Below are 13992 nucleotides of genomic sequence, written 5' to 3'. Positions count from 1 at the left end.
AGAGATTACCCTTATATAAGATATAACTCTGAGTAGAGGTTTCCCCTCCGCAGGCACAACGGACTCTCCCAGCCCTGACTTAATACCGTTTTAGAGGACTAAAACAAAGAATGATTATAAAATAATTTATCATCTGAGTAGCACTCTCAGCCTTCTCAGATGATAATAGTGTAGATACCTCTATAATTACATGGTTATATATGATAATACTACCATATAAATGTTTTGCCCGCATTTCCGAGCGAAGCGAAGGAAACCGTACAAATCCCGAAGGGATTTTGAGGATTCATCCCCTCCCTTACGGAAGGGGACTTCTTGCGGAATAAGTTAAAAAATCGTAAATAATATAAACAATATCTGCAAATAAATAATAAATAAAAATTTAAGTTTAATATATCAATAGTATATATCAATAGTAATTTTAACTTAAATTTCTCTATTCTTTGGAGGCATATTATGATATTAATTATAGGTTATGGCTCTTTTGGTCGTAAGGTTGTAAATTATGCCAAAACCATGGATAAAGTCGTTGTAATTGATAAAAATGCTTCGGTATTTGACTCTCTTGAAAAAGTTGATTTTACCTATGTTATAGGAGATGCATCTGAAAAAGAAACGCTCGAAAGGGCATTTATTAAAGATGCAGATACTATATTGGTACTAACTAATGAATATGAAATAAATAAAAAAATAGCAGAATTGGTGTCTGAACTAAATCCAAAAGGATATTTGATAGTTAGAGGAATTGTAAAATATCCTGAGTTATATTCGGGCATTAAAGTAAATAAAATAATTTATCCAATAGAATGTGCGGCTAAGGAAGTCATACATGAAATTGAAAAATCTAAGCTAAGAAGAAAATTAATGGATTTAGAAGAAGTAGTTATGAATGTTAAAATAAGGCATCACAATAATATTTCCGAAAATCCAAAAACAGCTGAAAACAGCGAAAATGGTAATGGGGATAATAAAGTTCCTTTTTTAATAGTTATGCATAATAATCCAGACCCTGATTCAATAGCTAGTGCAATGGCTTTAAAAAGAATAATGGAAAAGTGGGGCGTAGATTCTGATATAACCTATGGTGGAAAAATAGGTTTTGATGAAAATAAGGCTATGATTAATTTATTGGGTGTGAAATTAACCCATATAGAGGATATTAATTTGGAGAATTACGCAGGTATTGCAGTAGTGGATGCTTCATCCTCAAAGGTATTGCCGATAGATACGAACCATTATAAAATTGATATTATTATTGACCATCATGATAATGGGGATTTAACTGCTAACTATATGGACATTAGACCAGATATAGGAGCTGCGGCAACTATTTTGACAGAGTATATAATACAGTTAAACATGACACCAAAACAGGATTTAGCCACTGCCCTTTATTATGCCATATGCACAGATACAAACTATTTTAAAAGAAAGACCTCTAAAAAAGATTTTGAAGCTGCGGGATATTTGCAGGATTTGATGGACCCAAAAACACTGGAAATGATAGAAAATCCTGAAATGGATACTGAAACTATGGATGTATTGGCTAAGGCAATTATTAACAGAAAGATAATCAGAAGTAGTATAGCTTTATCCTATGTTGGAATGATAAAAAACAGGGATGCTCTACCAAAAGCTGCTGATTTCCTACTTAAAATGGAGGGAATTACAACGACTTATGTTTTTGGAATCTCTGAAAATAAAATACATATAAGTGCAAGAACAAAGGATTTAAGGATTGATGTAGGGGACATAATGAAAAGGGCTTTTGGAGGGGGAGGACACCAAAATTCTGCTGCGGCCAGCATAGATTTAGGAATTTTTGAATCAGTTTCAGATAAAGATTCCCTTAAAAAATTAGTTGAAGAGGCAATCCAAACCAAAATACTTGAAGCCATGGGCATCGAAGAAAGTAGTGGTGGAGAAAAACCCAAAGCTGAACAATAAAAATAAAATAATAAGATAATTAGATAATAAACATAAATTAAATAATATTATCAATCAATAAATAACGATTATATATGATATCATGCTCAAAGAACTAATTAATAAAATAATTTGGCATCCAAGCTATGACCCAAAGGATTATGAAATAGTTTATTTACATAGGGTTAGCAATAGCGAAAAGAAAGAATATGAAGGTCAGTCTGTTCTTAATAAAACTATTACAATGGACAAAATATCCATAGAAGACTCATTTATAGTATATAAGGTCAATAACCAAATAAGGCATATCCCATTTCACAGGATTTTAGAAATCAGAAATAAAAATACTGGGGAGATATTATATAAAAAAGTAAAGAAATAGATAAAAAAATGATATTTATACTTAATTTTTTATATTATTTTATTAATTTTAAAGTAAAAAAGGTTATCTATATGGTGAAGGTAGAGGAATATATGACTAAGAATGTGGATTATGTCAATCCTGAGGATAAAGTAAAGGATGTGATAGAGCTCATTAAAAAAACATCCCATGATACATTTCCTGTGGTGCTAAATGGTAAATTAATTGGCATTGTTTCAGTCCATGATTTAATTGGTAAAGATGAAAATGAAAAAATAAAAAACCTTATGACTAAAAGAGAAAATATGATTGTTACTAAACCTGATGCAAATGTTAGGGATGTTGGAAGAATTATGTTTAGAACGGGATTTTCAAAACTTCCTGTTGTAGATGATGATAATAATATATTGGGCATAATCACAAATACCGATGTAATAAGGTCCCAAATAGAAAAAACTACACCAAAAAAATTGAATAAGATAATAGAAACCTATAAAAATTTGGGATATGACCTTAAATTAAAAAAAGGAGTAGTGCCTGTTGAGAAAATCAAACCTACTCAATCAAAGGTATATGAAGATGAATTGTTTGGGAGACTTTATGAGTTAAAAAGGGGTTTAGCAGAACCTATAATAGTTATTAAAACAAAAAAAGGGGATAATTATATATTGATTGATGGACACCACAGGGCAGTGGCATGTTATCTATCCAAAATACCAGAATTGGATGCATATATAATTGAAATAAATACGGATAAACCATTGGGTATAGAAAAAACCGCTGAAAAGCAGGGTTTAAAAACACTATCTGATATTGATATAATAGATGAAGATAAAAATAATTCATGCGAGATGTATGAGCTCGGCTCTAAGATAGCACATTTGCATTAATATTGCAATATAAATTTATTATTTAAATTATTATTATTTAATATTTTACCTATTGTTTATTTTTTGGTGTTTTTTTATTATTTAGTAGTTTTACAATTTCCATATAGATAAATGTGGAAAAAGATGCAACCAAACATATTGTCAAATCTTTTAATCCCAGTGTAGTAAATTCAAAAATGCCCCTCAAATATGGGGTGTATAAAATAACCAATGTTATTATGGATATAAAAACTACTGCTAAAATCAATATCTTGTTCATCGGAGCTCCGATTTTAAATACTGATTCATCCAATGACCTAAAATTAAATGTATTGACTATTACCATCCCCACCATTGTTGTAAAAACCATGGTTCTTGCGTATTCTATATTTACTATTGGATTGGATATAATAAACACTATAAATGTTACAAAAGCCATAAAACTGGCTAATTTGATTACTAAAAAAAAGTTTCTTTTAGTCAATATCTCTTGCCCGATTTTTCTCGGTGGTTTGTTCATGACATCCTTTCTTACAGGGTCCATACCTAATGATATGGAAGGGAGCTCTTCACCAACTGCATTTATAAATAAAATATGTAATGGTAATAACGGCAGATAATTAAATCCAAATATAAATATTCCAATGGCTATAAGAATAATCTGCATAAAATTGTGGGATATTAAATAACATGTGAATTTTTCTATATTTTCGTATATATTTCGACCACTTTTAACTGCTTCCACTATTGTGGCAAAATTATCATCTTGGAGAATCATATCACTGGATTCTTTTGCAACATCTGTTCCTTTTATACCCATGGCTATGCCGATATCTGCCATTTTTAAAGCTGGGGCATCATTAACACCATCGCCGGTCATAGCTACAATATGGCCTTTTCTTTTTAGGGTTTTAACAATCTTTAATTTCTGTTCAGGCATAACTCTTGCGTATATCTCCACAACATCAACAACAGATTCAAATTCTTTTTCATCCAATATATCCAGTTCGTTCCCAGTCATGATTTTTTTGGATGTTTTATTGATATTGTAGTCATTATTATCATCTATCAACCCAATTTTTTTACCTACTGCCTTTGCAGTTTCTTCGTTATCTCCTGTTATCATTATTACCCTTATACCTGCTTTTTTACAGGTTTTTATTGCCTCTTTTACCCCCTCTCTTGGCGGGTCAGTCATACCAACTAACCCTAAAAAAATTAAATCATCTTCAATTGATTCTTTCTTTAAATTGTTATGGCTGTAATCTCCACAAATTTTTTTATATGCCACACCAAGAACACGATAGGATGAGCTCGCCAGCTCCTTATTCATCCTAATTATTTTTTCTATTTCATCAGTATTAATTTCCCTTATTTCATTATCTTTTTTGATAAATTTACATTTTCTTAATATAGCCTCAGGAGCCCCTTTTGAAAACACAATTAACCCATTATCTTCTTTATGAACTGTTGTCATCAATTTTCGTTCAGAACTAAATGCTATTTCTTTTATTCTTGGGTATCTTTTTTCTAAATCCTTTTTCCATAAATCAGCCTTTGCACCAGCAACGATTAATGCCACTTCTGTTGGGTCTCCAATGGTTTCCCACATACCATCTGTCTTTCTAATTACTGCATTGTTGCACAAGGAAACAGCCTTTAACAGTAAAACTAAATTTTTATGGGCATTTACTTCAATATTTTTATTTCCTATAATAAATTCTCCCTTAGGTTCATAGCCCTTTTTAGCTGTTATCTCATAGATTTTATCGTAGATGAAAATCTTTTCCACAGTCATTTCATTTTTTGTTAAGGTGCCTGTTTTATCAGTGCAAATCACAGTAGTTGAACCAAGGGTTTCCACCGCAAGCATCTTTCTTACAACTGCATTATGCTTTGCCATATTATGCATACCTGCCGATAAAGTAAGTGTTAAAGTAAGTGGAAGCCCCTCGGGAACAGTAGCCACGGCAAGAGCAAGTGCAACCATTAACATCTCAGTAATGGGAGCCCCCATAAAAATACCAAATCCAAATACTACTGTGCTAGATAATAATGCAATTAATGCCAATCTTCTTCCCAAATTGTGTATTTTTATTTGAAGTGGTGTTTTTTCCTCTTCTTTTTCAATCATTCCTGCGATTTTTCCCAATTCTGTCATCATTCCAGTATATATTACATATGCATTGCATTTTCCCCGCACTATCTGAGTCCCAGCAAAAATTAAATCCTCCTTGGATTTTTTTATCGCTTTACTCTCCCCAGTTAATACTGATTCATCAACCTTAAACTCCCCGATAGTATCTATAATTTTTGCATCAGCAGGGATTTTATCCCCCATTTCTAAAACAAGAACATCTCCTGGAACAACTTCCCTGCTATATATTTTTTTTAATCTCCCCTCCCTTATAACATGAGTTTTGTACTGAACAAATTTTTTTAAAGATTCCATGGCTTTTTCTGCCTTGTACTCTTGAATAAAACCCATAATGATAACAAAAATAATTACAAATAAAATCATCCAGAAATTAATTATCTCTCCAATAATAACAGATATGGCCATCGCTACAATAAGCACCCACACTAAGAAATTACTTACAAACTGCCGGATTAAAATATTAAGCCATGTTATTCTTTTTTTAGCTTTTAACTCATTGTATCCGTATTTTTCCAATCTCTCCTTAGCTTCCCATTCCGTTAAACCCAATGTCATTGTATCACAAAATAATATAATAATAAAAACCGATAGAGAACAATAAAAATATATATTAATAAAAATGAATATCTAAATAAATATAAATAAATGATATTTAAAACTTGTAATATTTGCAATTTATAATTTATAATTTTTGTATTTGTAAAATATTCTGCAAGTTCCCTCCTCAGAAACCATACAACTTCCAATAGGATTTAATGGATTACAAGGGTTTCCAAATAATTTACAATCAGTTGGCAATTTTTCACCCCTTAATATTTCACTACAAATACAACCTTTAATTATTTTTTCCTTTATTTCTGGGATATCTTCATGGTTAAATATGTCAAACTTTGTATATTTTTCTCTAAGTTTTAAACCACCATCTTTTATAACTGGAAATCCTCTCCAAGCAACATCAGCAGGTTCGAATACTTCGTTTATCATTTTTTGAGCTACAATATTACCTTCATCCCTTACTCCTCTTTTATATTCATTTTCGACCTTTGGAGTGTTATTCACTATCTGTTTTAAAATCATGGCAATGGATACCAAAACATCGATAGGTTCAAATCCCGCTACAACCATCGGAGCTCCGTATTTTTTACAAGGTTCATAATATGGTTTTAAACCTGTAATTGTTGAAACATGCCCTGGGCATATAAATCCATCTATATTTGTTTTTCCACTGCTAAGCAAAAAATCCATTACAGGTGGTGTTTGCCTATGGCAGTTTAATATATAAAAGTTTGAGTCATTTTTATCATTTTTGCCTAATTTATTGTTAAGATGTAGGAGCTCTGCGGCTGTTGTTGGTGCTGTTGTTTCAAAGCCTATTGCCACAAATACAACTTTTCCTTTATTGTTCTTTTCCTGCTCTTTTGCAATTTTTACTGCATCTCCTATACCATATACAATCCTTACATCAGCCCCTTCTGATTGAAGTTGCATCAATGATTTTTCACTTCCCGGAACCCTATACATATCTCCCAATGTAGCTATTGTATATCCATTTTCAGCTAAATAAATTGCAGTATCTATCTCTTTTTGAGTGGTCACACATACTGGACATCCAGGACCTGGTATAACGGTAATATTTTCAGGAAGAACATCCCTTATCCCATATTTACATATGGTATGTTCATGAGAACCGCAGACATGCATTATATGTATGTCGTGGTTTATTTTATCCGATAATTTTTTGATAGATTCTATTGCTTTTTTTATCAAAGTTTTGTCGTTAATGTTTATCATAATAATCCCTACCATTTAAATAATATAATTCTCAATATTTATAAAAAATAAAATATTTATCCCATATAAATTTATTTATGAATTATAAAAATATAAAATTAATATAAAATATATAAATCTAAGTATAAATATATAATAATTAAAAAATATAAAAGTATAACTAAATATAAATAAAAAAAGGTGAAATATATGTTTCCTGGAAGAATGAATCCAAGAATGTTAAAACAAATGCAAAAGATGATGAAAGATTTTGGAATGGACGCTGAGGATTTAAAAGCCATTAAGGTAACAATCGAGTTAGACGATAAAATACTCGTGTTTGAGAAACCAAAAGTTCAAGTAATGGATATGATGGGAAACAAAACCTACTCCATAACAGGAAAGGCAAAAAAGGTTAAGAAAGAAACCGAAAAGTCAGAAATAAAAGATGAAGAAGTTAAGTTAGACATCACAGAGGAGGATATTGAAATGGTAATGGACCAGTGTAATGTTTCAAAAGAAGAAGCCAAAAAAGCACTGGAAGAATGCAAAGGAGATATAGCCGAGGCAATTTTAAAATTAAGTGAATAAATATAGTAATTACTTATAAAATCCCTCTACCTTCTTGTAATATCTAATTACCCATTATATCAGTTATTTACAGTTATTTATTTACTATAATATAATATATTTATATATTATAATTTATTTTTTAAATTTTCAAATTTTATTAATTTTATTTTTATGTATTATTACTTATTATTATGATTATTATTATATTTTACAAATAGCATATATTTGTGGTGAAAAAAGATGGATATTGAAGGATATGTAAAAAGATGTTTGGAGAAAAAAATCCCTGAAAATAAAATAATAGAAGATGGATTCAAAAGAATTATGGAAATAAAAAAAATAGATGAAGATATAGCAAAGGAATTTGTTGAGGCAGTCATTAAAGAGGTAAAAACCACACAGTCCTATAAAAAAATAGATGATAAAAAATTAAAATACCTATTGGATTATAAAAAATCGGGGGTAAAAATGGGAGAAATGGGAGGAGGCAGTAGAGGAAAGGGGGATTTTTATATTCATAGGCAGATAGCAAGGATAATTGAAAGCACAAATCAAAAAACAGAAGTTGATAGCAGGGAGCAGGATGATGCAGGGGTTGTAAAATCAAAGGCAGATTATATAGTCGTTGCAGTTGATGGAACTCATTCAAGATTAAGCGATTTTCCTTTTTTAGCAGGTTTTCATGTTTGTAGAGCATGTCTTAGGGATGTTTTTGTGATGGGTGCAGACCCTGTTGCACTTATAAGCGATATCCATTTGGCAGATGACGGGGATGTATCCAAGATATTTGATTTTACGGGTGGTATTTGTGCAGTATCTGAGGCAATAGGCGTTCCTTTGGTTTCAGGAAGCACATTAAGAGTTGGAGGGGATATGGTATTGGGGGATAGAATGGTGAGCTCCGTAGGGGCAATAGGTGTAATTAAAGATAACAAACCTACGGCAAGAAAAAGGGCAGAAATTGGAGATGTAATTTTAATGACCGAAGGAAGCGGTGGAGGAACAATATCCACAACGGCTTTGTATTATGGCATGTTTGATGTAATTTATGAAACACTCAATGTGGATTTTTTAAAGGCATGCAAAAATCTCATAAAATATGATTTATTAAAATATATCCATGTAATGACCGATGTAACAAACGGGGGGCTTAGAGGGGATGCCTACGAAATTTCAAAAACTGCAAATGTTTCACTGGAATTTTATAAAGATAAAATATACGATTTGATAAATCCTAAGGTTTTGGATATGCTTAATAAATTGGATATTGACCCATTAGGTGTTTCAGTTGATAGTTTATTGATAATAGCTCCAAAAGAATATGCAGATGAAATCATGAAAAAAACTGGTGCAAAAATAGTTGGAGAGGTGAAAGAAGGAAACATTAGTTATTTAATCGATAATGATAAAAAAATACCATTAATTCCAGAATTTAGGGAAGCTGCATACACCCCAGTTAAAAAAGTAGTAGGTAAGATGAAACCTAATGAAGAAGAATTTGAAATTATGAAGGAAAAGGTTAAAAAGGCATGTGATGAAGCCATCAAAAAGAAGGAATTTGTAAAGGAATTATTGAGCAAGGATTAATATAATATTATTTATTATAATATCTTCATTATACATTATATTGTTTATAATTAATTTAAACTATTATTACTTATTATTATTACTATTATTATCGAGTATTGGTATTTTTAGAATTTTGTAATGTCCTAATATTTAATTAAAATTTATAATTTTTAATATTATTTGATTTAGTTTTTTTATTTTCTACATTATTTTATTTTTTAAATAAAACTGTCTAAAAATGTTCTATAAATAATATATATAACTTTTATAAATCATAAATATATAACTGGAAAAAGAAATTAGGTGATAGCATGAACTGCATAGAATAATAATATATAAAAAACACTTTACTAATCCTTTTATATAATTAATGATTTATTTAACTGATGGACATATAACTAATAAAAACTCTTTAATATTAATATGGAGGTGAGTATATGTTAAAAAAATTAATGGTGCTATTAACACTTATAGCATTATCGGCATCCGCAGTGTCTGCATTTTCAGTCTCTTCAAAAGATGTTATACTTGTAAGTGATAATTGTGCAGACCAGACCGCAGCTTTAGAAATTGCAAATGTATTAAACGCAACAGTGGTTACCACAGCATGGGGAATATACAACGAAAGTATAGTTGAAAATATAAAATCACTTAACCCAGACAAAGTAATAATCATCGGTGGAAGTTCAGCAGTTGTTGATGACTATGTTGAGGCATTGAATAATGATGGCATATCAGTTGAAAGAATAGGTGGCAAAACAAGATATGATACAAATGCAAATATTACATTGAAATTCCAAAGTAAATTTGCCAATACATACGGTAATACAACAATATGCGTTGTCCATGGATTAGATGAAGCATCATTAAATGAAACAGCAACAAAAGTAAAATATAATCATTGTTTGGTAATATTATCAAATGGCACAAACTTATCAGTAGAACCTACAAAATTACATTTAAAAATTAATAAGGTAGAAGTAATTGAAAATCCGGCATGTCCATGCAATAATTCAAAAGTAATAGCTAGATTGACGCATAAAGGATTTAATGTATCGGTAAATAGCATCCCAGAAAATAAATTAAAAATGATAATACAGAATAGAATAAGACATATGGATATGAAAATCAAGATGTTAAAGAGAAGAGGAATAGATACTACCGAATTAGAAGTAAAATTAAACGAAGCTAATGAGTTAATGAGTCAAAATAAATATAAAGAAGCATATAAGACAGTTTTACAGTTAGAAGGAGAGCAGATGGCATTGGTTAAATTAAAATTGCATGCTAATGGCCATGGTCATGCTAAACTAAAAACTAATATGACACTCAATACTGAAACCAATTCCAGTTCAGGAGCTCATGCAAATGGTAAGGCATCTGTCCATGTAAAAGCTCATGCAAAAACTAACTCAAATGCAAATAGTGATAATAACTTTACAAACGCAAATGCCAATGCAAGTGTTAGCATATCTACAAATGGTGGTATGAGCTCATCACAGTAAAACTATATTATTATTAACCTTTAAATCTTTTTTATTATTTTATTAATCTTATTAATTAATTTTATTCTACTTTTTAATTAATTTAAATTGACACATTTATATGTTTTATAGTTATAGTTATATTTAAGTAAAATATTAATAAAAATATAATTATTTTTTAGATAATTATTTTTTTAGTTTTTATTTAATTTTTCATTTTTTTATTTACTGCAATAAATTAAATAATTAAAATAATTAAAAATAGTAATAATTAAAGTAATTAATATAAAATAATAAAATAAAATTTATCGATGATATTATGATAAAATTCGGTGAAGCCATTCTTGGAAAAGATTTAAAAGCAGTAGTTAATGTTATAATTGGTAAAGGAAACGAAATAGATATTGCTTTCTCAAACGCATTAACCAGAACACCATCCCCAATATTTGCCAATTTAAGAGATAATTTAATTGTAAAACCGTTATCCATTGTTGTTCCAAGACATAACATTGACAATGAAATACAAGCTGAGCTCCTACATGGAGTGATACAATATGGTGCAGCAAAAGCCATTGCAGATTTAGACCTCGATGAAGATTTAAAAATAGTAATTACTGTTTCAGTTCCAGATGTCCCCTACACTACATTGAATAAAAGAAAGCTGTTCCATTATTACTACGGTGCAACAAAACTTGCTATTACCAGAGCTCTGAATGAATACCCATCAAAAGAAAAAATAAAAAAAGAAAAATATAGGGCATTGCATCCATTGGTAGGTTTTAGAGATGTTAGGTTGGAAAGACCACCCTATTTACAGGTTGCCCTCGATGTTCCCACAGTTGAAAATATGGAATTTATAATCGAATCCCTTCCAAAAACCGATAGAATAATAATAGAAGCAGGAACACCACTTATTAAAAAATACGGTATAGAAATTATAGAACATATAAGGGAACTCTACGATGGGTATATCGTGGCAGATTTAAAGACAATTGATACGGGTAGAGTAGAGGTTAGAATGGCTTTTGAATGCACGGCAAATGCAGTAGTTTTAAGCGGTGTTGCTCCAAAGGCTACGATTTTAAAAGGTATTCATGAATGTGAAAAATGTGGAATAATGAGTTATTTGGATACCATAAATATAGAAAACCCATTGAAATTATACAATTCCTTAGAATTAAAACCTGATGTTTTAATGGTGCATAGGGGTATTGATGAGGAAACATTTAATAAGGATAGGTTATATTTAGATACAGATAATGAAAAAGACAAAAAATTAATATTGGGAGTTGCAGGGGGCGTTTCAATAGATAATATCGATGAATTAAAAAATAAGTATGATATATTGGTTGTTGGACGAGGCATTACAAAATCAAGAGACCCGGGAAGAGTTGCTAGGGCTATTGTAAATAAATTGGGCGATGATATAGAACAGTATAGGTTATACTTAGATGAGGATGAGGATATTAATTTATAAATATAATTAATACAAAAGGAGAATTTTAATAAAACTAAACACTATGAAATTAGATTGGAACTTAGGAAGAGGATTTACCTGATGAAGAAGAAATACTTAAAATCATAACTGAAAATAAACCCGTGGGAATACTAAAACAAAAGGATGGAAAATTTAAAGTGTATTATGAGAACAGCGAAGAGTATGATATTGTAGTAGTTATTAGTATAAAATCAGTAGAACCTTTGTCCATTAATTTAATCACAATATATCCACAAAATAGGAAACGGAGGGAGAAATAATGACTATTAGTGTTGATTATGATTTTGAAAATGATGACTTATTTGTATATAAAAAAGGTGCAAAATCAAAAATGACTATTGATTTAGATGATGTTTTATTGGATTTTGATAACAAAGGTATTGTAGGGATGGAGATATTGGATGCTTCAAAGATATTCAAAGTTGATAAATACGATTTATTAAAAAATTTAATTAAATTTGAAGCTGTAATTAAAATAACAAAGGATGTAATTAAATTAAATATGAAATTGGAAGTATTGAAAAGAAATAAAGAGATAGTTAGAGAATCTACCATAAAAGGTTTAAATTACAATGGATTAAATGAAGGTGAAATGGAAATTACCTGCTAAATATTATATTTGCCTATAAGCCTATAAGGTGGTGTTATGTCAATAATATCTATAAATGACAATAATGGATTTTTAGATAAAATAAAAAATAAAAAAGTCCAATTTTCCTGTGTAATTTCATCAATAGAAACCACAAAATATATTCCAATATCTGGGGTAAATAAAAAGGTAATTGAATATACTCCAGCAGCAGACATGGAGCTCGTAATAATGGGTAAGAGCTTATCCATACCAACACCACCAATAGATGCCACAGGATGTCCAAGCCCAGCTACCATTACAAGGGCAAATGTAGATTTAAAAAATATTCCAGTTTTAACGGTGGATGCAGGAAGTGCTATAAAACCAAAAATACCATATATCTCCGTGGATGAAAAACCAACGGGGGATATTTACAAAGGCAGAGCTATGAACAATTCAAAGGAATTATTTAAAATGGGGGAAATAATTGGAAAAAATTTAACATCCGATGCTTTAATAATTGGAGAAAGTGTTCCAGGTGGGACAACCACGGCATTGGGTGTGTTAATGGGATTAGGATATGATGCAAAAAACAGGATGAGCTCAGGCTCTGTTAAAAATCCAAAGGAGTTAAAATTAAATGTCGTTGAAAATGGTTTAAAATATGCAAAATCAAAGGATGTATTTGATATTTTAAATGCAGTAGGCGATAAAATGATGCCTGTTGTTGCAGGTATGGCGGTCTCATCAGTTAAAAAAGGAAAACCCGTAATATTGGCAGGTGGAACTCAAATGGCTTCTGTGCTTTCTGTTATAAAGGAAATAAATAAAAACCATACAAAAGAAAATATATTAAAATCAGGGTTGATATCAATAGGAACAACAGAATTTGTTTTAAATGATAAAAACGCAGACTTAAAAGGAATTATTGAGCAAATAGATGAGAATGTGCCTATATTCGCTTCAAAATTCAATTACGATAAATCACATATTGAAGGTTTAAAATCATACTGCAAAGGTTCTGTAAAGGAGGGTGTAGGAGCAGGTGGAATTTCAGTGTATTCTTATGTAAATGGGCTAATTCCAGATGATATAAGGGCTTATGTTGAGAAAAACTATTACAGATGGTTTAAAAAAGATGTAGAATAATATAAATTAATAAAAATATAAATTAATAAAATATTAATAAAATTATAAATTGTAAAATATAACT

The 13992-nt window shown here is 30.2% G+C and carries 12 protein-coding genes; 10 read left to right on the top strand and 2 right to left on the bottom strand.

The genetic code is table 11. The annotated features are described in order from the left end of the window. Positions 1 to 456: 456 nt before the first annotated feature. From METOK_RS06420 to METOK_RS06410, 3 genes are all read left to right on the top strand, one after another. The gene (locus METOK_RS06420) at positions 457 to 1947 is read left to right on the top strand and encodes a DHH family phosphoesterase (RefSeq protein ID WP_013867407.1); all 1491 of its coding nucleotides are present in this window, start codon (positions 457 to 459) and stop codon (positions 1945 to 1947) included. An 82-nt stretch (positions 1948 to 2029) separates the two neighbouring features. After that, entirely contained in the window at positions 2030 to 2308 is a 279-nt protein-coding gene (locus tag METOK_RS06415) for an RNA repair domain-containing protein (protein WP_013867406.1), read from the top strand. A 71-nt stretch (positions 2309 to 2379) separates the two neighbouring features. Continuing rightward, entirely contained in the window at positions 2380 to 3177 is a 798-nt protein-coding gene (locus METOK_RS06410; protein WP_013867405.1) for a CBS domain-containing ParB/RepB/Spo0J family partition protein, read from the top strand. A 49-nt stretch (positions 3178 to 3226) separates the two neighbouring features. Here the strand turns inward: METOK_RS06410 and METOK_RS06405 are convergent, their stop codons facing one another. Beyond that, entirely contained in the window at positions 3227 to 5869 is a 2643-nt protein-coding gene (locus METOK_RS06405; RefSeq protein WP_013867404.1) for a cation-translocating P-type ATPase, read from the bottom strand. Positions 5870 to 5989: 120 nt separating this feature from the next. Continuing rightward, on the bottom strand, positions 5990 to 7105 hold the full coding sequence (gene hypD, locus METOK_RS06400; RefSeq protein WP_013867403.1) for a hydrogenase formation protein HypD: 1116 nt from the start codon (positions 7103 to 7105) through the stop codon (positions 5990 to 5992). A gap of 189 nt (positions 7106 to 7294) precedes the next feature. Between hypD and METOK_RS06395 the strand changes: the two genes are divergently transcribed. From METOK_RS06395 to cobT, 7 genes are all read left to right on the top strand, one after another. Further along, positions 7295 to 7675, top strand: coding sequence for a nascent polypeptide-associated complex protein (locus METOK_RS06395; protein WP_013867402.1), 381 nt, complete (start codon positions 7295 to 7297; stop codon positions 7673 to 7675). Between the two features lie 222 nt (positions 7676 to 7897). Then, positions 7898 to 9244 carry an AIR synthase related protein gene (locus tag METOK_RS06390; RefSeq protein ID WP_013867401.1) on the top strand — a complete coding sequence of 449 codons (1347 nt, stop codon included), beginning with the start codon at positions 7898 to 7900 and terminating at the stop codon, positions 9242 to 9244. A 419-nt stretch (positions 9245 to 9663) separates the two neighbouring features. After that, entirely contained in the window at positions 9664 to 10731 is a 1068-nt protein-coding gene (locus tag METOK_RS06385; protein WP_013867400.1) for a cell wall-binding repeat-containing protein, read from the top strand. A 298-nt stretch (positions 10732 to 11029) separates the two neighbouring features. Then, complete coding sequence (locus METOK_RS06380) at positions 11030 to 12187, top strand: bifunctional 5,6,7,8-tetrahydromethanopterin hydro-lyase/3-hexulose-6-phosphate synthase (protein ID WP_013867399.1); 1158 nt, start codon at positions 11030 to 11032, stop codon at positions 12185 to 12187. 122 nt (positions 12188 to 12309) lie between these two features. Then, complete coding sequence (locus METOK_RS08920) at positions 12310 to 12468, top strand: hypothetical protein (protein WP_232210795.1); 159 nt, start codon at positions 12310 to 12312, stop codon at positions 12466 to 12468. Beyond that, a complete protein-coding gene (locus tag METOK_RS06375) occupies positions 12468 to 12818 on the top strand; it encodes a DUF2283 domain-containing protein (RefSeq protein WP_013867398.1) in 351 nt (116 codons plus the stop codon). The genes METOK_RS08920 and METOK_RS06375 overlap by 1 nt, the downstream gene beginning before the upstream one ends. A 36-nt stretch (positions 12819 to 12854) precedes the next feature. Continuing rightward, positions 12855 to 13928, top strand: a complete 1074-nt coding sequence (gene cobT, locus METOK_RS06370) for a nicotinate mononucleotide-dependent phosphoribosyltransferase CobT (protein ID WP_013867397.1) — start codon at positions 12855 to 12857, stop codon at positions 13926 to 13928. Positions 13929 to 13992 lie beyond the last annotated feature (64 nt).

The organism is Methanothermococcus okinawensis IH1 (assembly GCF_000179575.2).
In the GTDB taxonomy this organism is placed as follows: Archaea; AGJL01; Methanococci; order Methanococcales; family Methanococcaceae; genus Methanofervidicoccus; species Methanofervidicoccus okinawensis.
Note: the sequence above shows the minus strand (reverse complement) of the source record. Positions and strands in the feature narration are given on the sequence as shown.

Coding starts and splice junctions, on each gene's coding strand:
- METOK_RS06385 (WP_013867400.1), top strand. CDS start 9,664: ATGTTAAAAAAATTAATGGTGCTATTAACACTTATAGCATTATCGGCA.
- METOK_RS06390 (WP_013867401.1), top strand. CDS start 7,898: ATGGATATTGAAGGATATGTAAAAAGATGTTTGGAGAAAAAAATCCCT.
- hypD (WP_013867403.1), bottom strand. CDS start 7,105: ATGATAAACATTAACGACAAAACTTTGATAAAAAAAGCAATAGAATCT.
- METOK_RS06420 (WP_013867407.1), top strand. CDS start 457: ATGATATTAATTATAGGTTATGGCTCTTTTGGTCGTAAGGTTGTAAAT.
- METOK_RS06415 (WP_013867406.1), top strand. CDS start 2,030: ATGCTCAAAGAACTAATTAATAAAATAATTTGGCATCCAAGCTATGAC.
- METOK_RS06380 (WP_013867399.1), top strand. CDS start 11,030: ATGATAAAATTCGGTGAAGCCATTCTTGGAAAAGATTTAAAAGCAGTA.
- METOK_RS06395 (WP_013867402.1), top strand. CDS start 7,295: ATGTTTCCTGGAAGAATGAATCCAAGAATGTTAAAACAAATGCAAAAG.
- METOK_RS06405 (WP_013867404.1), bottom strand. CDS start 5,869: ATGACATTGGGTTTAACGGAATGGGAAGCTAAGGAGAGATTGGAAAAA.
- cobT (WP_013867397.1), top strand. CDS start 12,855: ATGTCAATAATATCTATAAATGACAATAATGGATTTTTAGATAAAATA.
- METOK_RS06410 (WP_013867405.1), top strand. CDS start 2,380: ATGGTGAAGGTAGAGGAATATATGACTAAGAATGTGGATTATGTCAAT.
- METOK_RS06375 (WP_013867398.1), top strand. CDS start 12,468: ATGACTATTAGTGTTGATTATGATTTTGAAAATGATGACTTATTTGTA.